Genomic DNA, 26,633 nt, shown 5'->3' with positions numbered 1-26,633 from the left:
CTGTCATTTATTTGTTGCAACTATTAGTAAATCATTCTCTTGAAGCCATTTATGCTTATTGCTATGAACATCGCGACTAACAGATAGAACGTGATCGTGCTTACGTGTTGAGAATGGATTTGTAGGCTAGATGTGATGAAGAAACAATGAAACTCACTGCGTTAGCAACTGCAGCAATAATAGAGCACTGTATGCAGCTCCCCAGCATCTTAACTATTAACTAGGGAGCTTATAATGAAGGTTTTCTAGTTAATTTCTTGGCTTTCTTGAGTCAAAGCAAACTTGGAAGGGGGCAAACCAAAATGTAGCTTAAACTTTTGGCTAAAGTAAGATGGATCATTAAAGCCACAGTTAAAGGCGACTTCACTGATTTTCTCACCCGCCAATAACTTTTCACACGCCGTTTCCAAACGAACCTCTGTGACATAGTCTTTTAACGTTCTTGACGAGGCAGATTTAAAACGTCTCTGCAAAGAGCGTTCAGACATATACAGCATTTTAGCGGCTGACGCAGTGCCAAATTCAGGATCATGGTAATGCTCTGCCACTAATTGATAGACTTTTTGCAACCACTCTTTCTCTGGTGTGACTTGATCTTCTGCAATAGTTACAGGATTGAGTTCTTGCTGCGGTTCATCCAGATAACTCCTTTCCTTCGCAGATGGCCATGTAATCTCGACTTTGTTTTGAGCATCAGAAGAGAAGACAGCCAAATAACCACCACTCGTTGTCACTAGTTGGGCAAGGTGGTCAATACTCAACTCAGAGTGATTTAAGTTAGATGGAAGCCCAGTCGCGACTTTATTAGGTAATTGCGTCCCGTAATCAAGAAAGCTCAATGACACAATATCATGCCCCTCTTCTAGCATAATTCTAACCGTTTGACCTCGGAAAGAGCGCTTGATGATATTGGCAAAAATGCTATTGAAAATAACATCAAGATTAAAACTTTCCAGAGCAACCCGGCTCTGCTTGCTCTCATCTTCTAGCTCTACCAAAATACCCGCTTTTGCAAAGTCATCTTGCCATACATCAACCACTGACTGAGTTATCTGACTCAAGTTGTAGTTCTGACTCCCACCACTTACATCACTTGGAACACTTTTGAGTTCATTTAACTGCCAATTCGTTTTAGCCAAATGATCCTCCGTCGCAGTATCGAGAGGCATAGGTAGTTTCGCCACAATAAAGTCGACGCTTGATTTTATGGATAGAGCTACATGGTCTACGAGTAGGTTTCTAACTTGAATCTGTTTACGTAATTGCTGGTTGCTCGTAAGCAACACTCTACTTTGATGTCTTAACTGATTCGTTTTGAGAGTCACTTGAGCTGCTAGATCACGGTTAGCCTGTACAACGTAGCGAGAGCGCCAGAAAACAAGTAATGCGACGACCGCAATACTAGCTACGACAAAGCCTAAAATAGCAAATCGCGATAGATACCAAGGATGAAGGACGATAAAGTGAGATTCTAAACCAACGACTCCAGTGGCAACTTGAGACTCATTACTGACCTGCAAGTGATATTCACCGGAACTAAGGTGCTCGAGTGTCAGTTGGCCCCCCTCTAACGTTTGCCATGGGTCATCGTTGTTCAATCGATAGTACAAATTTTGACTGTCTGGTTTTGGCATCACACCGAATAAAAAACTCAGCGAAGATCCATATGGCAGTGTGATCCCATTCAGATCGGCACTACCAACTTGCAGAACTTCATTTTCAAGCACAACTTGGCTAACAATAAACTTAGACTCTGGGGGATTAGATACAAGCAGCTTGGATGCTTCTGCTTTTACGAGTCCGTACTTCGACCCCAGAACAAGCTCTCGCTCACCAATTTCTGTCTGCTGTATAACGCTACAAATACCAGGGAGGAACTCATTGTTCATTAAGCCTGATGACGATGAGTAATGTTTCACTAACTCACCCGAAAGGTGGTAATAGCTTAAACCGACAGAGGAAGCTAACCATACACCTTGCCTGTCTCTGATCAAGCAAGCAGGTCTGGCGTTGGGCTCACTCATTTCAACAACACGTTTTTCATCGCTTCGTGTATCAGTTTTAAACACACCATAAGATGAAGCAAACCACTGGCTGCCATCAACCGCCGTGGTCATGTCTAATGATTCACCAAACTTTTCTGAAAAACGGATAAACTGGATGTTGTCATTACTGTATTGGTATACGCCATGATCGGTGCCTATTAATAGGGCATCTTCAGTATCATATAGGCGCGTAACCTTAGCAGGCAAATACTGACTTACTAGCCACTCACTTCCAAAGTTTCGTACGCTTTGTGCAGCAGTATCAACATTGTAAAGATGGTATCCGCTTGATACCCAAAGACGGTCATCACCATCAACGGTCACATGCTCTACGGCATGTCCGGCCATAACCTGTAAATAAGGAAATGTAATCTTGTTGAGACCATTTAGCTCAAATATTTCCAGCCCTTTTGAGGTTGCAAGCCAAAGCATGCCGTTTTGAAACGCAAATTCATTGATCTGCGACTCCAACTCTAAGACTTGGTTAATCCCACTCTTTCCTGAACGATAAATCTTTCGGTCATCAGCAAACCAAAGCGCACCATCAGGACCTTCAATAGTTTGCCGAATTCGTCCTGATAGGGTGTGTGAGTCATAACTACTAAAGGTCACTCGTTCAAATTTTTTACTAAATAGCGAGTAATAACGAATACCTTGGTTAGTCGCAATCCACATCCCTCCCATATTGTCACTCAACAACGAATAAATCTTCGTGTTATCTAACTCTAACTCAAGAAAACTTGCAGGCGCGACTTCGGTGACCTCACCTGAAAAAAATGAGTACAAATAAAGGCCATGCTCTGTCCCCACCCAGTACTCTTGATTTGTCTCTGCGAATGTCAAAACATGTGAGCCGCCAATTCTAATCACTTCTTTATCAGGCTGGTAAATGTTGAAAATTAAAGCGCCACGCAATGTACCTATCAAAATTTCTCTTCGCGTGTGTGAATAATAGACTTTCTCAATGTAGTTTTGACCTGAGGCAGCGACATGGTCAAACTTATCACCTTCAGAAAGATAGAAGCCGGAAGTCGTTGCTAGTGCCCACTTCGTTTCAACTAGCACCGCATCATTAATGTAAACGTAGCTATTATTACTATGTTGATAGAGCTGCAATAGAGAGAAAGAGTTTAACTCGCTAGTGTCGATATTGTAGGTATAGAAATGCGCGCCATCACTCACCCAAATATAGTTCTTTGAAGACCCTATTTTTCTTATTTGTGAGCCTGGATTTAAACTAAAGACTAAACGTCGCTCCTGATTTGGATAAGTTCGATAGACCTCATTTTCAATAAAGGTCCAAAAAGCACCTTTATGATAGGCCAACTGCTTAGCCGACGTTTGTAGGAAGCTACCTGATTTAGGCAATATAGTTTGACCATCGTAAAACAGGACTCTCCCGTGTACGTCATGAATCCACAAACCGCCCTTTTCACCCAAGAACAACTTTTTAGCCGCGATAAAAGTACCCTTTGCCTGAGTTGGCAAAGGGTAAAAGATTGCATTTGCATTATGAAGCGCAAATGCTTGGTAGGATAAGACAAAGCCCAACAGAGCAAGGGCTAATTGGCGTAGCAAGACGAAAACCTTTTGTATCAATTTGTGCTCTGAAAGTGACCGTTCATCGTTTGTAAAACATGGATTGATACGGTTATTTTGAGCTGATAATTATTGGTAATGATATCTCAATTACTTTCTGAGAAAAGGCTCGCCTTACCAAAGGTTGTAATTCTTACTACTGGATCACGTTAAAAAGACTACTCCTACATTACGACAGCACTTAATCTGACTTTTTGTTCAAGCATTGCTCAAAACTATTCGCCATATTGTTGAGAAAAGTAAAGTAACTGCCAGGTTTTGCTTCAATTGTACTCCCTAACGGGTCAAGCTCGCCTTTAGCGACATCACTGCCTCTCATTACGCTCTGAACGACAGCCGGGGTAAACTGAGGTTCAGAAAATACACAAGCCACATCTCCACCACTTAGCTTTTGACGAATTTGAATTAAGGTCTTCGCTCCTGGCTTGCGTTCTGGGCTCACAGTAAAATGCCCCATTTGATTTAGTTCATAACGATCTTCGAAATAACCGTAAGCATCATGGAATACAAAGTAACCTTTGTTTTTTACTGGTGCCAGCTTCTGCTTTATCTGTTGGTCAGTGTCTTTTAGCTCGAGTTCAAACTTTTTGAGGTTCGCTTGATATTGTGCTGCACTTTTCGGATCAAGTGATACAAGTTGATTCACAACAGCCTTGGCCACTTGTTGTGCTTGGCTTACACCTAGCCAAAAGTGCGGATCATGTGAGCCATGATCGTGCCCATCATGGTCATGGTTGTGCTCACTATCAAATTCACGCAATTCTAGATTTGGAATTTGACTAATAGTCAAAGTATTCGATCTATCCGAAACAACTTTCTCTAGAAACGGTTCAAGATCATGCCCGTACCAGATAACCAAATCAGCCGAAGCGACCTTTTTAACATCCGATGGACGCAAAGCATAGTCATGAGGTGATGTGTTAGACTGCAATAACACGTCTGGTGAAGTTACTCCTTGAGTAAGCTCTGTTACTAACAACTGAATAGGTTTGATACTCGTCAGTACCGTTACCGCCTGTGCTGGCAGTGTTAACATTGCTGAGGCAGCAAGAATTAATGCTCTTTTCATAGTTTTACTTGGGATATGGCGTGGAAAGTGAGATAATGTTACATTATAACATTATTGATTTGCAAATGAGTTTCATTCATGTCTTCCTTAGTCCATCTTGAGCAGTTATGCGTCGAGTTCGATGGCCGCAGAGTTCTCGATAACATTAGTATGGAATTAGAAAAGGGCAAAATAACTACCCTAATTGGTCCCAATGGAGCGGGAAAATCAACGTTAGTCAAAGTTATCTTAGGTCTTCAAAAGCCGACTAGCGGCAAGTTGAACCGACAAAGAAAACTGAAAATTGGTTACGTTCCTCAAAAGTTGAAGCTCAATGACTCCCTTCCATTGAATGTAACCCGCTTTCTAAATTTAGCAGGAAAATACAGTAAGCAGGAGTGCATTGATGCATTAAGGCTTGTTGGCGCTGAACATTTACTTAATAGTAATATGCATCGCTTATCCGGTGGTGAAAACCAACGAGTGTTACTGGCGCGCGCTCTGCTTCAGCGTCCTCAGCTGTTGGTATTAGACGAACCAGCTCAGGGTGTGGATATCCAAGGTCAAATCGATCTCTATGACTTAATTGAGAGCATTCGTCACCGCTTTGATTGTGGCGTATTTATGGTGTCGCATGACTTACATTTAGTGATGGCGAAAACGGACGATGTTATTTGTCTGCATCACCATGTTTGCTGCTCAGGTTCACCTGCCACTATTACTCAGCACCCTTCTTACATCGCACTATTTGGCAATGCTGCGAGAGAGTCTCTCGCGTTTTATCATCACGACCATGAGCACCATCATCACGATTTATCCGGAACGCCAGTAAGCGGTGATGCGACATCATGCTCCCACCATAAACACGGACATCACCATCATGATTGAGTTTCTCCTACCTTCTATTCTTGCTGGTATTGGTATCGCGATCATTGCCGGTCCACTTGGGTCATTTGTCGTTTGGCGTAAAATGGCTTACTTCGGAGATACCCTAGCTCATGCATCGTTAATGGGCCTAGCGCTGGGCTTCTTGCTCAACGTAAATCTCTACCTTGCGCTACTCGTCTGCTGTTTAGCTCTGGCCGTTTTGCTTGTCACTCTGCAAAAGCAACAACTTGTGGCTACAGACACGTTGTTAGGTATCTTGGCACACAGTGCACTCTCTATCGGTTTAGTATCGGTTAGCTTTTTGGAAAACGTGCGCGTCGATTTAATGAGCTACCTATTTGGGGACTTACTTGCCGTCTCTCCACAAGATCTGATGTTTATTTACGCAGGTGTTGTTGCGGTAAGCGCGTGTTTATACGTCTTCTGGCGCCCACTGCTTTCTAGCACTGTCAGTGAAGAACTTGCCGCTGTTGAGGGCGTGAATACAGACTTAGTTAGATTGGTGTTAATGCTAATGGTGGGTGTAGTAATCGCAGTAGGTATGAAGTTCGTTGGCGCGTTGATCATGACTTCGCTCCTAATTATCCCAGCAGCAACAGCACGTAAAGTCTCTTCATCACCAGAGCAAATGGCATTGTTCGCATCCATTATTGGCTCAGTGGCAGTACTGATGGGGCTTAGCCTATCATGGCACTTCGATACACCGGCCGGCCCTTCCGTAGTGATCAGCGCAACATCCTTATTTATGCTGAGCCAGCTGATTAAAAGCAAAGCATAATCGCATGAGCATTAAACGCGAAAGACCTTGCTAACAACAAACATAAACCCACGGAAACGGAAAAAGAAAAGCCTGCGAAGTCGCAGGCTTTTTAATACTTATTAAGTAGTGTGGTCGATTACCAACCCGTCACTTCACGTAGACCTTGGCCAATCTCTGCTAGAGATTTCACAGTTTTAACGCCAGCCGCTTCTAGTGCAGCAAATTTGTCTTCAGCAGTACCTTTACCACCAGAGATAATCGCACCAGCATGGCCCATACGCTTACCAGGAGGTGCAGTTACACCAGCAATGTAAGAAACTACTGGCTTCGTTACATTTTCTTTAATGTATGCTGCTGCTTCTTCTTCTGCAGTACCACCGATCTCACCGATCATAACGATCGCTTCTGTCTCAGGGTCTTCTTGGAACAGTTTTAGGATATCAATGAAGTTTGAACCCGGGATTGGGTCACCACCGATACCAACACAAGTAGACTGGCCGAAACCTTCGTCAGTGGTTTGCTTAACTGCTTCGTAAGTTAGAGTACCGCTACGAGATACAATACCTACTTTGCCTTTCTTGTGGATGTGACCAGGCATGATACCGATCTTACACTCATCAGGAGTGATAACGCCCGGACAGTTAGGACCAATCATGCGAACGCCAGTTTCTTCTAGCTTCACTTTTACGTCGATCATATCTGTAGTAGGGATACCTTCAGTAATCGTTACGATTAGCTCGATACCCGCGTCAATCGCTTCTAGGATTGCATCTTTACAGAAAGGTGCTGGTACGTAGATGACTGTCGCTGTTGCACCAGTCGCTTCTACTGCTTCACGAACTGTGTTGAATACAGGAAGACCTAGGTGAGTTTGGCCGCCTTTACCTGGAGACACACCACCAACCATTTGCGTACCGTATGCGATAGCTTGCTCTGAGTGGAAAGTACCTTGACCACCAGTGAACCCCTGACAGATTACTTTAGTGTCTTTGTTAATTAATACAGACATTATTTAGCCTCCGCAGCAGCAACAACTTTCTGAGCAGCATCAGTTAGCGACTCAGCAGCAATGATATCAACATCAGAATTAGCAAGAACTTCGCGACCTAGGTCAGCGTTAGTACCTTCAAGACGAACAACAACAGGTACGCTTACGCCTACCTCTTTAACCGCACCGATAATACCTTCTGCGATCATGTCACAACGTACAATACCACCGAAGATGTTAACAAGTACCGCTTTCACATTGTCATCAGATAGGATGATCTTGAATGCTTCAGCAACACGCTCTTTCGTCGCGCCGCCACCTACATCTAAGAAGTTAGCTGGTTTGCCGCCGTGTAGGTTTACGATATCCATCGTACCCATTGCTAGGCCTGCACCGTTAACCATACAGCCAACGTTACCGTCTAGTGCTACGTAGTTCAGCTCCCACTGAGCTGCGTGTGCTTCACGCTCATCTTCTTGTGAAGGATCGTGCATTTCACGAAGCTTAGGCTGACGATACAGTGCGTTTGAGTCGATGTTGATCTTACCGTCAAGACATAGCAAGTTGCCTTCGCCAGTAATCACAAGTGGGTTGATCTCTAGCAGAGCAAGATCGTACTGAGAGAACATAGTGCCAAGACCCATAAAGATCTTAACGAATTGTTTGATTTGGTCGCCTTCAAGACCAAGTTTGAACGCTAGCTCACGACCTTGGTAAGCTTGTGGACCTACTAGTGGGTCAATTGCTGCTTTGTGGATGAGTTCCGGCGTTTCTTCCGCAACTTTTTCAATTTCCACACCACCTTCGGTAGAAGCCATGAAAACGATCTTACGGCTAGCACGGTCAACTACCGCACCTAGGTATAGTTCGTTCGCAATATTTGAAGCTTCTTCAACAAGGATTTTTGTTACTGGCTGACCATTTGCGTCTGTTTGGTAAGTCACTAGGTTTTTACCTAACCACTTCTGTGCAAACTCTTTAACGCCTTCTTTTGTATCGTGTAGCTCTACGCCACCCGCTTTACCACGGCCACCAGCGTGAACCTGACATTTAACTACTTTCTTGGCTGTACTAATACGGCCTGCGGCTTCAAAAGCTTCTTGTGGTGTATCACACGCGTAGCCTTCTGGCACAGGCAAACCGAATTCTGCAAACAGCTGTTTGGCTTGGTATTCATGCAAATTCATTTCGATATTCCGTTTGTTTTTCCCTTAAGGGATTTATTATTTCCATAACGCTGCAGTCTTGGCTGCTTGTACGTCTGTAGGGTCTTCTCAAATCAATCCTTCATCATGAGTTCTCATACTGAAGGATTCAAATGAAGGCCAAACGTTGAGCTAGTCTAGCCATTGAAATTTTTAACGTCTAGCTACCTACGATAACTAGACGTTTTAGCGATATTAAACGTCTAATAGGAGACGTGCTGGGTCCTCTAGTAACTCTTTAATCGTTACTAGGAAACCAACTGATTCACGACCGTCAATTAGGCGGTGATCGTAAGATAACGCTAGGTACATCATCGGCAAGATTTCAACTTTGCCATCCACTGCCATCGGACGCTCTTGGATCTTATGCATACCAAGAATCGCTGATTGAGGTGGGTTGATGATTGGTGTAGACATTAGTGAACCGAACACACCACCGTTTGTGATAGTGAAGTTACCGCCCATTAGCTCGTCTACCGTTAGCTTGCCATCACGACCTTTAATAGCCAGCTCTTTGATGCCTTTTTCAACATCAGCGAAACCAAGCTTGTCACAGTCTTTTAGGACAGGTGTAACTAGACCACGTGGCGTTGATACCGCCATGCTAATGTCGAAGTAGTTGTGGTAAACAATGTCATCGCCATCAATCGAAGCATTTACTTCTGGGTAACGCTTAAGCGCTTCTGTTACTGCTTTCACGTAGAAAGACATGAAGCCCAAACGAATACCGTGACGCTCTTCGAACTGATCTTTGTACTGCTTACGAAGGTCCATGATTGGTTTCATGTTCACTTCGTTAAACGTCGTTAGCATTGCCGTGTTGTTCTTCGCTTCTAGCAGACGGTTAGCAACTGTCTTACGAAGGCGAGTCATTGGAACACGCTTCTGACTGCGAGCCGCTGCCGGCACGTCAACCACTGCTGGCGAGTCTTCTTTTGACGCAGATTTAGCGTTCGCAAGATGCGCTTCAATATCTTCGCGCGTAATACGACCACCAACACCAGTGCCTTTCACTTGGCTTGCTTCTAAGCCATGTTCAGCCAATAAACGGCGCACTGCTGGGCTTAATGCGTCATTACTTTCTTCGCTAAGCGCAGCTTTGTGACGCTTATCAGGAGATGCTTCAGTACCTTCTGTTTTGTCTGCAGTTGGTTCACCTGCAACTGCGCCTGGCTTCAATTTAGCAATGATTTGTTTAGAAAGTACTGTCGCACCTTCTGCTTCAACAATAGCTTCTAAAACGCCAGCTTCCGGAGCTGGAACTTCTAGCACAACTTTGTCTGTTTCGATGTCAACCAAAACCTCGTCACGCTCTACTGCGTCGCCTGGTTGTTTGTGCCATGTCGCTACGGTTGCATCAGCAACTGATTCAGGTAAATCTGGAACCAGAATTTCAATTGTCATATCTGTTTCTTCCTTTAACTTCTAGTTCTTAATTCGAAGTTTTTGAGTTCACGTTCAGAGCGTCTTCAACCAACGCTTTTTGTTGTTTCAAGTGCACCGACATGTAGCCAACTGCTGGCGAAGCAGAAGCTGGGCGACCTGCGTATTTAAGATTTGCACCTGCAGGAATAGCGGCACGGAAGTTATGTTGGCTACAGTACCAAGCACCTTGGTTCTGAGGTTCTTCCTGACACCACACGAAGTCTTCAACGTTAGTGTATTGAGCAATTGCTGCTTGTACTTCTTCCATTGGGAATGGGTAAAGCTGTTCAATACGCACGATAGCAACATCGTCTTGCTCGTTGTTACGGCGCTGCTCTAGTAGGTCAAAGTAAACCTTACCAGCACAGAACACGACACGTTTCACTTTGCTTGGTTCTAAATCATCTACTTCTGGAATTGCAGATTGGAATGTACCATCCGCCAAGTCTTCAATCGTTGAAGTACATAGAGGGTGGCGCAGCAAAGATTTCGGCGACATAACAATGAGAGGTCGACGCATTGGGCGTACAACCTGACGACGAATCATGTGGTACACCTGAGCCGGTGTTGAAGGAACCACAACCTGCATATTTTGCTCAGCACAAAGCTGAAGGTAACGCTCTAAACGTGCAGATGAGTGCTCAGGACCTTGACCTTCATAACCATGAGGTAGAAGCATAGTAAGACCGCACAAACGCGCCCACTTTTGCTCGCCTGACGAGATAAACTGGTCGATAACAACTTGTGCACCGTTGGCAAAATCACCAAACTGTGCTTCCCAGATAGTTAAACCACCTGGTTCGGCTGTTGCGTAACCGTATTCAAACGCCAACACAGCTTCTTCTGACAATACTGAGTCAAAGACTTGGAATGGTCCTTGGTTGTCATGAATATTCGCTAATGGAATGTAAGTGCTTGCATCGGTTTGGTTATGAAGAACCGAGTGACGGTGGAAGAAAGTACCACGACCCGAGTCCTGACCTGAAAGACGAATACGCTTGCCATCGTCAACCAATGTAGCATACGCCAATGTTTCAGCCATACCCCAGTCAATAGCTTTTTCACCGGTCATCATTGCTAGACGATCGTTGTATAGCTTATTAACACGGCTTTGCAGTTTATGGCTTTCTGGGTACTGACACAGACGATTGCCTAGCTCAATAAGGCGTGTCTTGTCGTATTTTGAATCCCACTCCATATCCCATTCGTGCCCTAAGTAAGGGGACCAGTCTACAGAGTGCAACGCCATTGGACGCCATTCTTTAACAACCACTTCACCGCGATCCAATGCATCGCGATACTCATTGACTAACTGAGTCGCTGTCTCGATATCTGACTCATTTTTGTCGATCAGAACATCTGCATACAATTTGCGTGGTGTAGGATGCTTTTTGATTTTCTGGTACATCAAAGGCTGAGTCGCATTTGGCTCATCCGCCTCATTGTGACCGTGGCGACGGTAACATACAAGATCGATCACGACATCGCGCTTGAACTCGTTACGGTAATCCAATGCAATGCGAGTAACAAAAGCAACTGCTTCTGGGTCATCTGCGTTTACATGGAAAATTGGCGCCTGCACCATCTTCGCGATATCGGTACAGTACATCGTAGAACGCGTGTCACGAGGATTAGACGTCGTAAAGCCTACTTGGTTGTTGATGACGATACGTACCGTACCACCAACTTGGAACCCACGAGCAAGAGACATGTTGAACGTTTCGGCAACCACACCCTGACCAGCGATTGCAGAATCACCGTGGATGGTGATAGGAAGTACTTTGCTACCTTGATTATCACCCAAGCGGTCTTGACGTGCTCGAACTGAGCCCATGACTACCGGGTTTACGATTTCTAGGTGTGATGGGTTAAATGCAAGCGCTAAGTGAACATCACCGCCTGGAGTCGCAAAATCAGCAGAGAAACCTTGGTGATATTTCACATCACCCGTCCCCCAAGTTTCGTCGTGTTTACCGGCGAACTCATCAAACAGGTCTTGAGGTTTCTTACCAAGTACGTTCACCAGCATGTTCAAACGACCGCGGTGAGCCATACCGATAACCACTTCACGCATTCCACTTGTACCCGCATGACGGATCAACTCTTTCGTCATCGGAATCAGCGCATCACCACCTTCTAAAGAGAAACGTTTTGCACCTGGGAATTTCGCCCCGAGGTAACGCTCCAAACCTTCAGCGGCTGTTAGCTCTTCTAGGAATGTGCGCTTCTCATCTTTGTTGAATGATGGCTGGCCTACGACAGACTCAAGGCGTTGCTGAATCCAACGCTTTTGCTCTGTGTCAGTCATGTGCATGTATTCAGCACCGATGGAACCGCAATAAGTTTTGTTGAGGGCTTCATAGATATCTTTCAACTTCATGGTTTCTTGCCCAACAGCAAAAGAACCTACGTTGAAAGTTTCTTCGAAGTCATCTTCGGTAAGATTATGAAAAGCAGGGTCTAACTCCGCCACTGTTGGGCGTTGCCATAGACCTAGTGGGTCTAATTCTGCAGCTTCATGCCCGCGGAAACGGTATGCGTTGATTAGCTGTAGAACTTTTACTTGTTTTGCATCGACATCTGGGTCACTAACTTGGACATTGTAATGCTTTGTTTCTCTAGCGAGTCGTCGGAAGTAGTCACGGACACGTGAATGTGGTTGTTCTGCCACTTCTTCTGATGGCTTAGGCAAGCCTTCAAAAACACGTTTCCACTCCTCACTTACCAGATCGGGATCACTTAGATACAGTTCGTAGAGGTCCTCTACATACGTTGCATTGGCGCCAGCCAAGTGTGAAGACTCGAGCCATGCCTTCATCACGCCGTTGTGCATATTTTCCCTTAACCAGTAGTTTTCACGTTTGCTTCGGTCTTTGCCGAGCTATAAGAGCCGACTAAAAATACGGTCGGCAATTTTTGTATTCTTTACTCGAATATTACTGAAGCAGTGAAGCGGTCATATCGGGTGATCCGCAACACTGCGACACTCCTAAGAGCGAGTAAATTAAACCGAACGATTAACCAACATCGACTTAATGTGACCGATGGCTTTCGTCGGATTTAATCCCTTAGGACAAACACTTACACAATTCATGATGCCATGGCAACGAAAAACGCTAAATGCATCATCAAGATCAGACAAACGTTCATCTGTTGCCGTATCGCGGCTATCAATTAGCCAACGGTACGCTGCGAGAAGACCAGCTGGGCCGATGAATTTATCAGGGTTCCACCAGAATGATGGGCAAGACGTTGTACAACATGCACACATGATACATTCGTACAATCCATCTAAATGCGCACGGTCATCAGGCGATTGTAGATTCTCACGTGATGGTGGTAATGCACCATCATCAATCAAGAATGGTTTAACTTTCGCATAGTTATCATAGAACTGCGTCATGTCAACGATAAGATCGCGCACGACAGGTAACCCTGGTAGTGGACGAATAACTATCTTATCGCCTTGTAGAGCAGATAACGGTGTGATACACGCTAGGCCGTTTTTACCATTCATATTCAAACCATCAGAACCACACACCCCTTCACGGCATGAGCGACGGAAAGCGATGCTTGGATCTTGCTCTTTTAGCAGAATCAATGCATCAAGCACCATCATGTCTGAGCCTTCGTCTACCTCAAGGGTATACTCTTTCATGTAAGGCTTAGTATCCACATCCGGATTGTAACGGTATAAAGAGAAGTTTAATTTCATAGTCGTATCCTCCCTTTAGTATGTACGTACTTTCGGCGGGAAAGCTTCACGATGCGTTGGCGTCATGTTCACATCACGCTTAGTCATCGCTTCTGTTTCCGGATTGTAGATAGAGTGGCATAGCCAGTTCTCATCATCACGCTCAGGGAAATCGAAACGAGCATGTGCGCCACGACTCTCTGTACGGTAGTTCGCTGCAACGGCAGTTGAAAACGCGGTTTCCATCAGGTTATCAAGTTCTAGACACTCGATACGCTGCGTGTTGAACTCTGAAGACTTGTCCGCTAGATGCGCGTCTTTCAAACGTTCGCGAATCACTTTCAACTCTTCTAGACCGGTTGCCATCGCATCGCCTTCACGGAATACCGAGAAGCTGTTTTGCATGCATGCTTGTAGGTCTTTACGAATCTGAACTGGATCTTCACCACCAGTGCTGTTTTCCCAACGCATAGTACGCGCTAGAGACGCTTCAATATCAGATTCTGTTGCAGGACGAGCTTCCGATTGCGCTGCTAGCGTTTCGCCAAGGTGCAAGCCAGTGGCACGACCAAATACGACCAAGTCTAGTAATGAGTTGCCGCCCAGACGGTTAGCACCGTGTACCGATACAGAAGCAATCTCACCACATGCGTAAAGACCTTGTACTTCCATCTCGCTACCGTCGGCCTTCTGCTTAATTGCTTGGCCAGAGACTTGAGTAGGTACACCACCCATCATGTAGTGACAAGTTGGAATTACTGGAATTGGCTCTTTCACAGGGTCAACGTGTGCAAATGTACGAGACAGTTCACAGATACCTGGTAGACGTGATTCAAGTACTTCTTTACCAAGGTGATCAAGTTTCAACTTGATATGTGGACCCCAAGGACCATCACAGCCGCGGCCTTCACGGATTTCAATCATCATTGAACGAGCAACCACGTCACGACCAGCAAGGTCTTTCGCGTTTGGTGCGTAGCGCTCCATGAAGCGTTCACCATCTTTATTTAGAAGGTAACCACCTTCACCACGACAACCTTCCGTCACTAGAACACCCGCGCCAGCAATACCTGTTGGGTGGAACTGCCACATTTCCATGTCTTGCATTGGAACGCCTGCGCGAAGTGCCATACCAACGCCATCACCCGTGTTGATGTGCGCGTTAGTGGTCGATGCGTAAATACGACCTGCACCACCTGTAGCTAGAATGGTTGCTTTTGATTTGAAGTAACAGATTTCACCCGTTTCCATACAAATCGCAGTACAACCCATGATTGCGCCGTCTTGGTTTTTCACAAGATCCAAAGCGTACCACTCCGAGAAGATGGTTGTTTTGTGTTTTACGTTTTGCTGGTAAAGCGTGTGAAGAAGTGCGTGACCAGTACGGTCTGCAGCAGCGGCTGTACGAGCAGCCTGCTCACCACCAAACTCTTTAGATTGACCACCGAATGGACGTTGGTAGATGGTACCATTATCAAAACGAGAGAATGGCAGACCCATTTTTTCAAGCTCGATAACTGACTCAGGACCATTTTTACACATGTATTCAATCGCGTTCTGGTCACCGATGTAGTCGGAACCTTTAACGGTATCGTACATGTGCCATTGCCAATCGTCTTTGTGCGAGTTACCCAGAGCAACAGTAATGCCACCCTGTGCAGACACAGTATGAGAACGTGTTGGAAATACTTTTGACAACAAAGCACATGATAGGCCTTGTTCTGAAATTTGTAGTGCAGCGCGCATACCTGCACCACCAGCGCCGATTACTACGGCATCAAACTCACGAACTGGAATAGACACTTACGCACCCCACAGAATAAATAGACCAGAGAAGACATAGCCGAATAGCACGGCAATAACACCAAGTTGTAGTGCGCCACGTAGTTTCGCGCACTTAATGTAATCAGTTAATACTTGCCACAAACCAACCCAAGCGTGAATCAGGATCGAGACAAGTGCCAACATGGTGAATACTTTAGTGAAGGTACCACCAAAGAATTGGGTCCAAGATGCGTAAGAGATATCTGAAAATGCACAGAAGCTAATCAGATAAATCGTGTATAGCGTCATAATGATTGCAGTTGCACGAATTAGTAGGAAATCGTGTACACCATTACGACCAAATGAAGATACGTGTTTTACCATACCAAGATCCCCGCCAATAATGATAATACTGCTGTTGCACCAAACGCGACTTTAGCGCTCATCGTGCCTGAATCTAGTTCTTCAAAGTGACCTAGATCCATCAATAAGTGACGGATACCACCTGCGATGTGGTAGGCAAGTGCAGTAAGAATTCCCCACAGGATGAATTTTACGAAGAAGCTATCGACGATGTCAGCGGCTTCCATAAAACCCATTGGGGATGACAGAGAAATGGATAGTAACCACAGTAATATACCCACCGCAACAAACGTAATTACCCCAGACACACGGTGTAGGATGGATGCGATTGCTGTGATAGGAAAGTGGATGGTCTGTAAATCTAAATTAACAGGTCTTGACTTTCTTTCTTTCACGGGCTTGCTCACTCAGCTCCATTGAGCATTTATTGTTATAACCAATTTCAGCTTCCAAACGTACAAAAGTTAACATCTATTTAACAAATATCGCGAGTAACCACTCAGATAAGTGTAAACAAGTTGTTAACAAACGGAATCCAGCAACAAACCTCACTCTTTGTTTCTAGCCCCGAATTTATAAGGATTTAACTAAAATTTTCTTTGCCAATATACGGCGAGCAACATTCTAATACAATTGGTGTAACAAATTATGCTACATAGAACAGATTTTTAACGATTTTCATGAGAAAAATCATAACAAGTGCACACAAAGATGGAGAAAAATTGACTTTAAGCTTTAACAACAGTACAAAAATGGCACATAAACATCCTGGACGGATTAAATAATAAACAAAGGAGATTGTTATGGCGGATAAGAAAGCGACCCTTCATGTTGAAGGTCAAGCGCCAATCGAACTGCCAATTATGGACGGTACGCTAGGTACACCTGTAATTGACGTTCGTAAGCTGGGAGCCAATGGTTACTTTACTTTTGACCCAGGTTTTCTTGCCACTGCATCTTGTGAATCATCAATCACGTACATCGATGGCGGCAAAGGTATTCTTTTGCACCGCGGTTTCCCGATTGATCAATTAGCCAATAACGCAGATTACTTAGAAGTATGTTACATCCTTCTTTATGGTGAAGCCCCTACCCGAGAACAATACGAGCAATTCAAAACGACCGTTACTCGTCACACAATGGTACACGAGCAAATCGCAAGCTTTTTCCATGGCTTCCGACGCGATGCACACCCAATGGCGGTAATGTGTGGTGTAGTTGGAGCACTTGCAGCCTTCTATCACGACTCTCTTGACATTAACAACGACGAACACCGCGAAATTGCAGCGTACCGTCTGCTGTCAAAAATGCCAACACTGGCGGCGATGTGTTACAAATACTCTATCGGTCAGCCATTTATTTACCCTCGTAACGACCTTAGCTACGCAGAGAACTTCTTGCATATGATGTTCGCAAACCCTTGCGAAGAGTATGAAGTAAATCCTGTGGTTGCCCGTGCGATGGATAAGATTTTCACTCTACACGCGGATCACGAACAGAATGCGTCGACATCAACTGTTCGTCTAGCTGGCTCTTCTGGTGCGAACCCATTTGCATGTATTGCCGCTGGTATTGCATCCCTTTGGGGACCTGCTCACGGTGGTGCAAACGAAGCCTGCTTGAGAATGCTAGAAGAGATTGGCAGCGTCGATAACATCCCTGAATATGTAGACCGCGCGAAAGACAAAGATGACCCATTCCGCTTAATGGGCTTTGGTCACCGCGTTTACAAGAACTACGACCCACGTGCGACAGTAATGCGCGAAACGTGTCATGAAGTTCTCAAAGAGCTAAACATTCAAGACCCTCTGCTAGACGTTGCAATGGAACTTGAGCGCATTGCGCTTTCTGATGAGTACTTCGTGTCTAAGAAGCTGTACCCGAACGTAGACTTCTACTCAGGTATCATTCTTAAAGCGATTGGTATTCCAGTTTCTATGTTTACGGTTATCTTCGCGATTTCTCGTACCATCGGCTGGATTGCTCACTGGAACGAAATGCACAGCGATCCACTGAACCGCATCGGTCGTCCTCGTCAGCTATACACTGGTGAGACACAGCGTGAGTTTTCTCCACTTCACGAACGTGAATGATCTTTTTAGTTAGAAGATAAACAAAAGGGTTGAGATTTTGTCTCAACCCTTTTTTCTTTTCAGCGTTTCACGTTATGAATAGCGAACACTAAACCGGATTATCAATATCGATAAACTCCACATGTAGGCCATATTCATCCGCTAGCCATTTTCCTAAAGCCTGAACACCATAACGCTCAGTAGCATGGTGACCTGCAGCAAAGTAATGAATGTCCATTTCACGAGCGGTATAAGTGGTACGCTCTGAAATTTCTCCAGAGATAAATGCATCCAGCCCGTGTTGTACAGCAAGTTCAATGAAATCTTGCCCTCCACCAGTGCACCAACCGACTGTCTCAATCATCTTATCGGTATTCTCTGGAGCAATATGCAGTGGTTCTCTATCAAGAACTTGATTGATCTTGCTCGCAAACTCAGCACCAGACATCGGTTTTTTCAAGCGTCCAAACATGGCTACTGATTGAGGGTGTCCTTCAAGTCCACCTTCTACTTCGATTTCAAGTAAGCGAGCTAATTCGGCGTTGTTGCCTAGCTCTGGGTGAATATCCAGAGGAAGGTGATAACCATATAAGTTGATATCGTTTTTGATCAGACTACGAATTCGTTTACCTTTCATACCACGAATTGGCTCAGGTTCACCTTTCCAAAAATAACCGTGATGAACGAGTAATGCGTCTGCATTAAGCTCAATCGCTTTATCGATTAAGGCTTGAGAGGCAGTTACGCCAGTGATAATACGCTTTACGGCTGGCGTCCCTTCTACCTGTAACCCGTTTGGTGCGTAATCTTTAATTAACTGCGGTGACAGTTTGTCATTAAGAATCTGTTCTAGCTTTAAGTTATTCATTATTACTTCCAATTTCTAGCGCATGTAAACCTAAATAACCTCTCGATGGAATCAGACGAAAGAGTGCAACCTAGTTGATACAACAACGTTTTGACATCTGGCACCTTGATATCATTTAGGTCTTTAAAGTGTATCTCGAACCCTAATATCGATGCTAGCCACCCTACCCTCAAAAGCAAATTTAGTTACAATAACAAAGCTTGTCGCCTCACCATACATATAGGGATACGGATGAACCAACTGCAACGCTTTTACCAATGGATCGCCACTTCACCTCCTCTTTTCAAGTTACGCCCTCCGTTTACAACCTTAGAGGATCTTTCGGTAACGCCTTTAAATAACGCTGAGCAATACAATGGTAATCCAAGATTGGGCTTTTTATATCAGCACTTATGCACTGCAGTTCTCTCTAGTTCAGAACGATATCAGGTTATCGCGGAAGAGGTTCAGTTAAACGACATCGAAGGTAAGACTATTGGTGCTATCGACTTGGTGTTGCGGAATACAGAATCAAATCAAATAGAACACTGGGAAGTAGCGATTAAGTTTTATCTTCTTTATAACGGCGTATGGTATGGTCCGAATGCTCACGACCAGCTGCATACAAAACTGAATAGAATGCTTACTCATCAGTTGAAAATGAGCGATCGCCCGGAATTTCAAAAAATAATTCCGTTAAACGACGCTCCACAAGAACGTCTATTGATGCAAGGACGACTCTATATTAATCCGTTTACTCCAGAGCCAACTCCTAGCGAGTGCTTGGGTTATGAATTAAATCCAAGTCAGATTAGTGGTTACTGGTGCTATCAAAGTCAATGGGATTTAATTGGTAAACCCCTTTATCATTTACATAAACCATGCTGGGCGATCGGAACAGACGATTTCTCTCAACCTATTGAAAAGCCTTTAGATCGATTCATACACGCACAAACGGAAGACGGTCAATTCTGGTTTGTGGTACCAGATTCATGGCCCGGAGATAAAGCTGTTCGGGGCACTTAAACATGAAAGGGTTGATGTTTTCACATCAACCCTTTGCTAGATACATTGACCATTGGATGTTTTACAAACCAGCGGCTGCAAACACTTGATTAACTATTTCTTGTGCTTCTGCTTCGATTTGTTTTAGGTGCTCTTCACCTTTAAAACTCTCACAGTAAATCTTGTAGATATCTTCTGTGCCTGATGGACGAGCAGCAAACCAGCCATTCGCTGTTGTTACTTTTAGACCACCGATTGCAGCACCATTACCAGGCGCATGCGTGAGACGAGCCGTAATTGGATCACCCGCTAGTGTTTCAGCCGCGACCATTTCTGGCGACAACTTCTTCAGCACGTCTTTTTGTGGGCCATTTGCTACAGCTTGAATACGGTTGTACTTAGATTCACCGTGCTTCGCTGCAAGCTCTTCATAGTAATCTTGAGGGTTCTTACCCGTTACCGCAGTGATCTCTGCTGCTAGAAGGCATAGCAAGATGCCATCTTTGTCTGTTGACCAAGGCGTGCCATCTTTACGAAGGAAAGACGCACCAGCACTTTCTTCGCCGCCGAAACCAAACTTACCAGTGTACAGACCGTCTACAAACCATTTGAAACCAACAGGCACTTCACATAGCTCACGACCTAGATCCGCAACAACACGGTCAATCAGCGCACTTGAAACTAGTGTTTTACCAACAGCGACGTCTTTACCCCACGCGTCACGATGACGGTACAAGTAGTCAATACAAACGGCTAAGAAGTGGTTCGGGTTCATCAAACCTTTTGGCGTAACGATACCGTGACGGTCGTAGTCAGGATCGTTACCAAATGCTAAATCGTATTCGTCTTTCAGTGCCAATAGACCCGCCATTGCGTAAGGAGAAGAACAGTCCATACGCACAACGCCGTCTTTATCTAGTGACATGAATTGGAAAGAAGGATCGATCGATTCACTTACTAGCGTTAGGTCTAGGTTGTATGCTTGACCAATTTGACGCCAGTAATCGATACCGCTGCCACCCAATGGATCTACACCAATCTTCAGGTTCGCCTTTTGGATTGCTTCCATATCGATAACGTTCACCAGGTCATCGATGTATGGCTTCACCAAGTCCATCTCTACAAACAGATCCGATGCTTTTGCTTCTGCTAGTGGTAGGCGTTTAACACCTTGTAAACCTTCAGCAATCAATTCGTTCGCACGATCTTCGATAGCTTGAGTCAACTCAGCTTCAGCAGGACCACCATGTGTCGGATTGTATTTGATACCGCCGTCTTGTGGTGGGTTATGTGATGGGGTAATAACGATACCGTCTGCTTTTTCATCGTGTTTGATGTTGTAAGTCAGAATCGCGTGTGAAATACCCGGTGTTGGCGTGTAACCGTTGTCTTGTTGGACAATCACTTTCACACCATTTGCGATCAATACTTCAATCACACTTGAAAAAGCTGGTTCAGATAGCGCATGCGTGTCTTTACCCACAAACAACGGGCCAGTTGTGCCTTGCTCAGCACGAACTTCTGCTACCGCTTGAGCGATCGCTAAAATGTGGTTTTCGTTAAAAGTGTGCTTGTCTGCAGTACCGCGGTGGCCAGAAGTACCAAATTGAACTTTGTGTTCTGCGTTTGCCGCGTCTGGTTGAAGTAAGAAGTAGTTAGCAACGAGTGCTGGGATATTGTGAAGATCTTCCTGCTGCGCTTTTTGCCCAGCACGAGGGTGCATAGCCATGTTTGACATCCTTTCTTTCAATACAAATAAAATTAAAAAAGCCTCATAATATCCGCTCACTGCGACGCATTATGAGGCTTCTATCAGGTTTCTTAGATTGAACCTGTTACTTTTTCTATTAAGTCAGGTTGGAACCCCATGTGTGCCATCACTTGTTCAACCATCTGTCTTTTACGACTTGTATTGTTATTCGTGATAACCCAAAACGGTGTGCCAGGAATGGCTTTTGGCTTGGTCGTATTACCGTTTGCTAGCAAGGTTTCTTCATTGTCTGCAAAGTACACGCGTTTGCGTCCTTTTACATTCGTAGCCTGGGCGAAACCTTCTGGATTCAATTTATGTAAGGTCGATAATACCAACATAAAGCGATCAATCGCTTTTTTTAGACCGGCAAACTCATCAGAAATAAGCAGCGAACGCATTTCTTTCACTACATCAACAGATTCCGTTTTACCCGCATCTTTACTTACTACAATCCCTTGTGGCTTCTCTACTACAGGCGCGGCTTTAGCTTCCTGCAACTGACCATCAAGGTTTAAAAGGCGTCGCAAAATATCCGAGGCGCTTTCACCGATATGCTTAGTTTGACTAGCTATATAACGGTATAGATCCTCATCAACCTCAATTGTTTTCATTCGCTTTTCACATTCTCAATGTTTAAACTCTGGGGGATTATAACGAGATCCACGCGGATACTCCACGTTAAACCCATCACGAATAAGATAAAATGTCAGCATTACTCAACTATAAGCAGGAAGGCCAAGGCCAAACAGTTGTTTTGATTCACGGATTGTTTGGTAGTTTAAGTAATCTGGGTCTACTCGCCCGCGATCTTATTAAAGATCACACGGTGATCAGTATTGATCTGAGAAATCACGGCCTCTCTTTCCACTCCGAAGTCCATAACTATACCGATATGGCAAAAGATGTGGCTCAGCTCCTTCAGCACTTAAACGTTGAGCCATCTATTGTTATTGGTCACTCCATGGGCGGAAAAGTCGCGATGGCTCTTGTGGACATTGCTCCAAATGTAGTCAAGCAGTTAGTCGTTCTCGACATGGCGCCTGTAGCCTACACTACGAACCGCCACGATAATGTTTTTAACGGCTTACATGCTGTTATTAATGAAAAACCAGCAAATCGACAGCAAGCCATGGATATCCTAGCTCAACATATTGAACTCGATGGTGTAAGACAATTTCTCTCTAAATCACTGTACAAAAATGGCGATAAGATGGATTGGCGGTTTAACGTACCGAGCCTTTTTGAGAATTATGACCAAATTATTGGCTGGCAAGAAATCACACCAACAGATATCCCAACTTTATTTATCAAAGGCGGCGACTCTGACTACTTAATGCCAGAACATCAGCCGGCAGTGAAGCGACAATTTAACCATGCTAAAGCACACATTATCGCTGGCACTGGTCACTGGTTACACGCCGAGAAACCGACAGAAGTAATGAGAGTCATTCGAAAATACATTTCGAGTTAACAAATTCGAAAAGCAACACTAGATTATTGAAATAACCCTTCTTGTAGTGCATTAACTTTACCGTTTAACAGTGGTATAGTGCGCCCAAGATTTTTCGGCATGAAGGGCTAAAATGCTTTACGACTATATGGATATGCTCGAGTCTATTGGGCTCGATCTTCTTTTTGCTGCTATCTTTTTTTTCATCGGGATGGCGATAAAAGATGTGCTAAAGCAAGGCAATGTACCTGTTTTTGGTCGTCGTATTGTGTGGTTAGTCCTTTTCCTAGGCTGTGCTGGCTTTATTGCAAAAGGTGTAATTCAGCTAACTTGGGAAGGCTCAGGGTTAGGTTAAACCCTTAGTAACATCGCCAATAACAAACAATGTAAAGGTATAGACTCTATGGCAAGTGTAGGTATCTTCTTCGGTAGCGACACAGGTAATACTGAAGCCGTTGCAAAGATGATTCAAAAGCAACTAGGTAAACATCTAGTTCACGTTCAAGACATCGCGAAAAGCAGCAAAGAAGACATTGATAACTTCGATCTTCTTCTTCTAGGTATCCCAACTTGGTACTACGGCGAAGCACAATGTGATTGGGATGACTTCTTCCCTGAGCTTGAGCAAATCGACTTCTCTACTAAGCTAGTGGCTATCTTTGGCTGTGGCGACCAAGAAGACTACGCAGAATACTTCTGTGACGCGATGGGCACAGTCCGTGATATCGTTGAATCTAAAGGCGGCACAATTCTTGGCCATACCTCGACAGAAGGCTACGAATTTGAAGCGTCTAAAGCACTTGTTGAAGGTGACGAAAGCCAATTCGTAGGTCTATGTATTGATGAAGACCGCCAACCAGAATTGACTGACGAGCGTGTTGAAAGCTGGGTTAAACAGATCTATGAAGAGATGTGTTTAGCTGAGCTAGAAGGCTAATCAAATTGAATGATACAAAGACCTCCACTTGGAGGTCTTTTTGTATGTATTGTCACACAGCATCGGTAAGTACTTCCTCTTCGCGATACTGAGGTTTCTTTCTTACATAAAGCTTGCGTTGAACCTCTGAAACCACATTCCCCTGTTTATCTTTTACATGAGTAATAAACTCAGGAAAACACTTTTCTCCATTCCGTGTCATTTGATAAATGTTTTCCAGCATCCCTTCAGTGACCTCAAATTCTGCAAACAAATCACTTTGCCCCGGCTTAATAAAGTTAATGCTTGCCTCTTTATCCCACACATAATATTCCTCTCGTAGAATCCCCATCAGCATCAACGAGTAAATAGGATCAGTTAAAGAGAAAATACTGCCGCCATATTGGGTGCGATTGGCATTTTTATTCCACCAGCGAAGCTTTAAACGTACCTTTACAGTACGGAAGTCTTGAGAAATATGTAAGATTTTAATACCCGCCCCCCAAAAAGGAGGCCAAATATTGAGTGCGAACTTTACAATTCCTGGTTTGTATATCTTCGCTAGTCGCCTATTCATCGCTATCCCTGCCCTCTCCAAGCTTAATGTTACACAATTGTAACTGGTCAGAGCTGTAATATAATGGACCTGTTTCTAATTTACAAAAAGATTCTATTAACCCTTTGAAGTTCGTGGTTTAATGTTCCGAACGCTTATCCTATAATGGTAGGAAGATTGAATTCTGTTAAATCGCTGCAGATGATCCAACGGGAAAGTATATGTCAGATAATAATCAGGCGCTGAAGGATGCGGGTTTAAAAGTAACCCTTCCGAGGCTAAAAATTCTAGAAGTACTTCAGCAGCCAGACTGCCAGCACATCAGTGCTGAAGATTTGTACAAAAAGTTGATTGATCTAGGTGAAGAAATTGGCCTAGCAACTGTTTACCGAGTTCTAAACCAGTTCGACGATGCTGGTATTGTAACTCGTCACCACTTTGAAGGTGGAAAGTCAGTCTTCGAATTATCGACTCAACATCACCACGACCACCTAGTGTGCCTAGACTGTGGTGAGGTAATTGAATTTTCTGACGATCTTATTGAAGAACGTCAAAAAGAGATTGCAGCTAAGTACAATGTCACACTAACAAACCACAGCTTATACTTGTACGGCAAGTGTAGCGATGGTGGTTGTAAAGACAATCCAGATGCACACAAACCGAAAAAATAAGGGTTTGTTAATTTAAAAAGTAAACGTCAGCACATGCTGGCGTTTTTTGTTTCTAGAAGTCAGTACCTTAGACGTCAGTACTTTGGTTACAGAACAAAAGCTACTAAACACCCATCTTTTTTCTCCACAGTTTTGCACATCTATATAGCACTCTGTGGGATTAGGTATAAAAAATGCCAGCGTTTGCTGGCATTTTTTCATCTTTCTCAGCATTAATTGAGATTATTGATTCTCAATTTTTGCCCAGGTATCACGTAGACCAACCGTGCGGTTGAATACTAGATTATCTGCTGAAGAGTCTTTCGAGTCTGCACAGAAGTAACCCATACGTTCAAACTGGTAACCTTTTTCTGCTTCTGCAGAAGCTAGGCTAGGCTCGACGAAGCCATTGATCACAACTAATGATTCAGGATTGATAGTAGAAGCAAAATCTTCCGCTGCGCCTGGGTTTGGCACCGTAAATAAACGATCGTACAGACGAATTTCCGCTGGAAGAGCTTTATCAGCTGACACCCAATGAATAACGCCTTTCACTTTACGACCATCTGCTGGGTTTTTACCTAGCGTATCTGCATCGTAAGAACAGAAGATCGTTGTGATGTTGCCTTCGGCATCTTTTTCAACGCGCTCAGCTTTGATCACGTAAGCACCACGTAAACGAACTTCTTTACCTAGCACTAAACGCTTGTACTTTTTGTTCGCTTCTTCACGGAAGTCTTCACGCTCAATCCACAATTCACGCGTGAATGGCACTTCACGCACGCCCATTTCAGGTTTATTTGGGTGGTTGGCAACTGTCAAGTTTTCTACTGCGCCTGCTTCAAAGTTTTCGATAACAACTTTAACAGGATCCAGTACAGCCATTGCACGCGGAGCGTTCTCGTTTAGGTCATCACGAATACAAGATTCTAATGAACTAAACTCGATCATATTTTCTTGCTTCGTTACACCAATACGCTTACAAAACTCACGAATAGATGCAGGTGTGAAGCCACGACGACGCAGACCTGAGACAGTCGGCATACGTGGATCATCCCAACCATTAACCAGTTTTTCAGTAACTAGCTGGTTAAGCTTACGCTTAGACATCACTGTGTATTCAAGGTTTAAACGACTGAACTCGTATTGATGTGGACGGCTTTCGATCGTGATGTTGTCTAGAACCCAATCGTACAGACGACGGTTATCCATGAATTCAAGCGTACAAATAGAGTGCGTAATGCCTTCTAATGCATCAGAAATACAGTGCGTAAAGTCGTACATTGGGTAAATGCACCACTTATCACCAGTTTGGTGGTGCGTAGCAAAACGCACACGGTATAAAACTGGATCGCGCATGACCATGAATGAAGAACCCATGTCGATTTTAGCACGAAGACACGCTTTACCTTCTTCAAATTCACCAGCGCGCATTTTTTCAAACAACGCCAAGTTCTCTTCAACAGAACGGTCACGGTATGGACTTGGTTTACCTGGCGCCTTTAGTGTGCCGCGGTATTCACGAATTTGCTCTGGACTTAGCTCATCTACGTACGCTAAGCCTTTGTTAATCAATTCAATTGCATATTCGTAAAGCTTATCGAA

23 protein-coding genes are annotated in these 26,633 nt (G+C 44.3%); 8 read left to right on the top strand and 15 right to left on the bottom strand.

Going from position 1 to position 26,633, the window contains the following annotated elements:
* Positions 1-245 precede the first annotated feature (245 nt).
* Positions 246-3,623, bottom strand: coding sequence for an AraC family transcriptional regulator (locus R7041_RS06230; RefSeq protein ID WP_064369061.1), 3,378 nt, complete (start codon positions 3,621-3,623; stop codon positions 246-248).
* 202 nt (positions 3,624-3,825) lie between these two features.
* Entirely contained in the window at positions 3,826-4,713 is an 888-nt protein-coding gene (gene znuA, locus R7041_RS06225; RefSeq protein ID WP_064369060.1) for a zinc ABC transporter substrate-binding protein ZnuA, read from the bottom strand.
* Between the two features lie 78 nt (positions 4,714-4,791).
* Between znuA and znuC the strand changes: the two genes are divergently transcribed.
* Positions 4,792-5,580, top strand: a complete 789-nt coding sequence (gene znuC / locus R7041_RS06220) for a zinc ABC transporter ATP-binding protein ZnuC (RefSeq protein WP_005382185.1) — start codon at positions 4,792-4,794, stop codon at positions 5,578-5,580.
* Positions 5,573-6,358 carry a zinc ABC transporter permease subunit ZnuB gene (znuB, locus tag R7041_RS06215; RefSeq protein WP_005382183.1) on the top strand — a complete coding sequence of 262 codons (786 nt, stop codon included), beginning with the start codon at positions 5,573-5,575 and terminating at the stop codon, positions 6,356-6,358. The genes znuC and znuB overlap by 8 nt, the downstream gene beginning before the upstream one ends.
* Before the next feature lie 118 nt (positions 6,359-6,476).
* Here the strand turns inward: znuB and sucD are convergent, their stop codons facing one another.
* The 8 genes from sucD to sdhC form a co-directional block, all read right to left on the bottom strand.
* Positions 6,477-7,349, bottom strand: coding sequence for a succinate--CoA ligase subunit alpha (sucD, locus tag R7041_RS06210; protein ID WP_005382181.1), 873 nt, complete (start codon positions 7,347-7,349; stop codon positions 6,477-6,479).
* Complete coding sequence (gene sucC / locus R7041_RS06205) at positions 7,349-8,515, bottom strand: ADP-forming succinate--CoA ligase subunit beta (RefSeq protein WP_005382179.1); 1,167 nt, start codon at positions 8,513-8,515, stop codon at positions 7,349-7,351. Before sucC ends, sucD begins: the two co-directional genes overlap by 1 nt.
* 213 nt (positions 8,516-8,728) lie before the next feature.
* The gene (gene odhB, locus R7041_RS06200; protein WP_005382177.1) at positions 8,729-9,937 is read right to left on the bottom strand and encodes a 2-oxoglutarate dehydrogenase complex dihydrolipoyllysine-residue succinyltransferase; all 1,209 of its coding nucleotides are present in this window, start codon (positions 9,935-9,937) and stop codon (positions 8,729-8,731) included.
* Positions 9,938-9,965: 28 nt separating this feature from the next.
* Positions 9,966-12,791: a 2-oxoglutarate dehydrogenase E1 component gene (sucA, locus tag R7041_RS06195; RefSeq protein ID WP_005382176.1), complete on the bottom strand. Its 2,826-nt coding sequence runs from the start codon at positions 12,789-12,791 to the stop codon at positions 9,966-9,968.
* Between the two features lie 171 nt (positions 12,792-12,962).
* Positions 12,963-13,673 (bottom strand): succinate dehydrogenase iron-sulfur subunit, encoded by a 711-nt coding sequence (locus R7041_RS06190; RefSeq protein WP_005382174.1) that lies wholly within the window; start codon positions 13,671-13,673, stop codon positions 12,963-12,965.
* Positions 13,674-13,688: 15 nt separating this feature from the next.
* Positions 13,689-15,455, bottom strand: coding sequence for a succinate dehydrogenase flavoprotein subunit (sdhA, locus tag R7041_RS06185; RefSeq protein WP_064369058.1), 1,767 nt, complete (start codon positions 15,453-15,455; stop codon positions 13,689-13,691).
* The gene (gene sdhD, locus R7041_RS06180; RefSeq protein ID WP_005382169.1) at positions 15,456-15,800 is read right to left on the bottom strand and encodes a succinate dehydrogenase, hydrophobic membrane anchor protein; all 345 of its coding nucleotides are present in this window, start codon (positions 15,798-15,800) and stop codon (positions 15,456-15,458) included.
* Positions 15,794-16,186, bottom strand: a complete 393-nt coding sequence (gene sdhC / locus R7041_RS06175; RefSeq protein ID WP_017634811.1) for a succinate dehydrogenase cytochrome b556 subunit — start codon at positions 16,184-16,186, stop codon at positions 15,794-15,796. The genes sdhD and sdhC overlap by 7 nt, the downstream gene beginning before the upstream one ends.
* Positions 16,187-16,582: 396 nt before the next feature.
* Here sdhC and R7041_RS06170 point away from each other — a divergent pair, with 396 nt between their 5' ends.
* Positions 16,583-17,872 (top strand): citrate synthase, encoded by a 1,290-nt coding sequence (locus tag R7041_RS06170; RefSeq protein WP_005382163.1) that lies wholly within the window; start codon positions 16,583-16,585, stop codon positions 17,870-17,872.
* Between the two features lie 88 nt (positions 17,873-17,960).
* Here R7041_RS06170 and R7041_RS06165 read toward each other — a convergent pair whose 3' ends face one another.
* Positions 17,961-18,719, bottom strand: a complete 759-nt coding sequence (locus R7041_RS06165; RefSeq protein ID WP_005393019.1) for a Nif3-like dinuclear metal center hexameric protein — start codon at positions 18,717-18,719, stop codon at positions 17,961-17,963.
* Between the two features lie 231 nt (positions 18,720-18,950).
* Here R7041_RS06165 and R7041_RS06160 point away from each other — a divergent pair, with 231 nt between their 5' ends.
* Positions 18,951-19,724, top strand: coding sequence for a DUF1853 family protein (locus R7041_RS06160; protein WP_064369057.1), 774 nt, complete (start codon positions 18,951-18,953; stop codon positions 19,722-19,724).
* 61 nt (positions 19,725-19,785) lie between these two features.
* Here the strand turns inward: R7041_RS06160 and pgm are convergent, their stop codons facing one another.
* Both pgm and seqA read right to left on the bottom strand, forming a co-directional pair.
* Complete coding sequence (gene pgm / locus R7041_RS06155) at positions 19,786-21,432, bottom strand: phosphoglucomutase (alpha-D-glucose-1,6-bisphosphate-dependent) (RefSeq protein ID WP_053303294.1); 1,647 nt, start codon at positions 21,430-21,432, stop codon at positions 19,786-19,788.
* A 92-nt stretch (positions 21,433-21,524) separates the two neighbouring features.
* Positions 21,525-22,067 carry a replication initiation negative regulator SeqA gene (gene seqA, locus R7041_RS06150; protein WP_005382149.1) on the bottom strand — a complete coding sequence of 181 codons (543 nt, stop codon included), beginning with the start codon at positions 22,065-22,067 and terminating at the stop codon, positions 21,525-21,527.
* 92 nt (positions 22,068-22,159) lie between these two features.
* On the opposite strand from seqA, the gene R7041_RS06145 reads away from it, so the two are divergent.
* The 3 genes from R7041_RS06145 to fldA all read left to right on the top strand — a co-directional run bounded on the left by R7041_RS06145 (position 22,160) and on the right by fldA (position 23,843).
* The gene (locus R7041_RS06145) at positions 22,160-22,927 is read left to right on the top strand and encodes an alpha/beta fold hydrolase (protein WP_017819953.1); all 768 of its coding nucleotides are present in this window, start codon (positions 22,160-22,162) and stop codon (positions 22,925-22,927) included.
* Positions 22,928-23,039: 112 nt separating this feature from the next.
* A complete protein-coding gene (locus tag R7041_RS06140) occupies positions 23,040-23,261 on the top strand; it encodes a DUF2788 domain-containing protein (protein WP_005393038.1) in 222 nt (73 codons plus the stop codon).
* 48 nt (positions 23,262-23,309) lie between these two features.
* A complete protein-coding gene (gene fldA, locus R7041_RS06135) occupies positions 23,310-23,843 on the top strand; it encodes a flavodoxin FldA (RefSeq protein WP_005382146.1) in 534 nt (177 codons plus the stop codon).
* Between the two features lie 52 nt (positions 23,844-23,895).
* Here the strand turns inward: fldA and R7041_RS06130 are convergent, their stop codons facing one another.
* Positions 23,896-24,399 (bottom strand): DUF4442 domain-containing protein, encoded by a 504-nt coding sequence (locus R7041_RS06130; protein ID WP_005382144.1) that lies wholly within the window; start codon positions 24,397-24,399, stop codon positions 23,896-23,898.
* A 200-nt stretch (positions 24,400-24,599) separates the two neighbouring features.
* Between R7041_RS06130 and fcrX the strand changes: the two genes are divergently transcribed.
* A complete protein-coding gene (gene fcrX / locus R7041_RS06125; RefSeq protein ID WP_005382141.1) occupies positions 24,600-25,049 on the top strand; it encodes a ferric iron uptake transcriptional regulator FcrX in 450 nt (149 codons plus the stop codon).
* A 222-nt stretch (positions 25,050-25,271) separates the two neighbouring features.
* Here fcrX and glnS read toward each other — a convergent pair.
* On the bottom strand, positions 25,272-26,633 hold a 1,362-nt coding region (gene glnS, locus R7041_RS06120; RefSeq protein ID WP_318128600.1), incomplete at its 5' end, for a glutamine--tRNA ligase.

It is taken from the genome of Vibrio sp. 1751 (assembly GCF_033339895.1).
Classification (GTDB): domain Bacteria; phylum Pseudomonadota; class Gammaproteobacteria; order Enterobacterales; family Vibrionaceae; genus Vibrio; species Vibrio alginolyticus.
The sequence above is the reverse complement of the archived record's forward strand: the minus strand, read 5'-3'. Positions and strand labels throughout refer to the sequence as shown.

Bases quoted from the DNA above. Each gene is read 5' to 3' on its own strand.
- sucA (WP_005382176.1), bottom strand. From the start codon at position 12,791: ATGCACAACGGCGTGATGAAGGCATGGCTCGAGTCTTCACACTTGGCT.
- sdhD (WP_005382169.1), bottom strand. From the start codon at position 15,800: ATGGTAAAACACGTATCTTCATTTGGTCGTAATGGTGTACACGATTTC.
- fcrX (WP_005382141.1), top strand. From the start codon at position 24,600: ATGTCAGATAATAATCAGGCGCTGAAGGATGCGGGTTTAAAAGTAACC.
- sucC (WP_005382179.1), bottom strand. From the start codon at position 8,515: ATGAATTTGCATGAATACCAAGCCAAACAGCTGTTTGCAGAATTCGGT.
- seqA (WP_005382149.1), bottom strand. From the start codon at position 22,067: ATGAAAACAATTGAGGTTGATGAGGATCTATACCGTTATATAGCTAGT.
- R7041_RS06130 (WP_005382144.1), bottom strand. From the start codon at position 24,399: ATGAATAGGCGACTAGCGAAGATATACAAACCAGGAATTGTAAAGTTC.
- R7041_RS06190 (WP_005382174.1), bottom strand. From the start codon at position 13,673: ATGAAATTAAACTTCTCTTTATACCGTTACAATCCGGATGTGGATACT.
- R7041_RS06170 (WP_005382163.1), top strand. From the start codon at position 16,583: ATGGCGGATAAGAAAGCGACCCTTCATGTTGAAGGTCAAGCGCCAATC.
- znuB (WP_005382183.1), top strand. From the start codon at position 5,573: ATGATTGAGTTTCTCCTACCTTCTATTCTTGCTGGTATTGGTATCGCG.
- pgm (WP_053303294.1), bottom strand. From the start codon at position 21,432: ATGGCTATGCACCCTCGTGCTGGGCAAAAAGCGCAGCAGGAAGATCTT.
- znuA (WP_064369060.1), bottom strand. From the start codon at position 4,713: ATGAAAAGAGCATTAATTCTTGCTGCCTCAGCAATGTTAACACTGCCA.
- R7041_RS06165 (WP_005393019.1), bottom strand. From the start codon at position 18,719: ATGAATAACTTAAAGCTAGAACAGATTCTTAATGACAAACTGTCACCG.
- odhB (WP_005382177.1), bottom strand. From the start codon at position 9,937: ATGACAATTGAAATTCTGGTTCCAGATTTACCTGAATCAGTTGCTGAT.
- R7041_RS06145 (WP_017819953.1), top strand. From the start codon at position 22,160: ATGTCAGCATTACTCAACTATAAGCAGGAAGGCCAAGGCCAAACAGTT.
- R7041_RS06140 (WP_005393038.1), top strand. From the start codon at position 23,040: ATGCTTTACGACTATATGGATATGCTCGAGTCTATTGGGCTCGATCTT.
- R7041_RS06160 (WP_064369057.1), top strand. From the start codon at position 18,951: ATGAACCAACTGCAACGCTTTTACCAATGGATCGCCACTTCACCTCCT.
- fldA (WP_005382146.1), top strand. From the start codon at position 23,310: ATGGCAAGTGTAGGTATCTTCTTCGGTAGCGACACAGGTAATACTGAA.
- znuC (WP_005382185.1), top strand. From the start codon at position 4,792: ATGTCTTCCTTAGTCCATCTTGAGCAGTTATGCGTCGAGTTCGATGGC.
- sucD (WP_005382181.1), bottom strand. From the start codon at position 7,349: ATGTCTGTATTAATTAACAAAGACACTAAAGTAATCTGTCAGGGGTTC.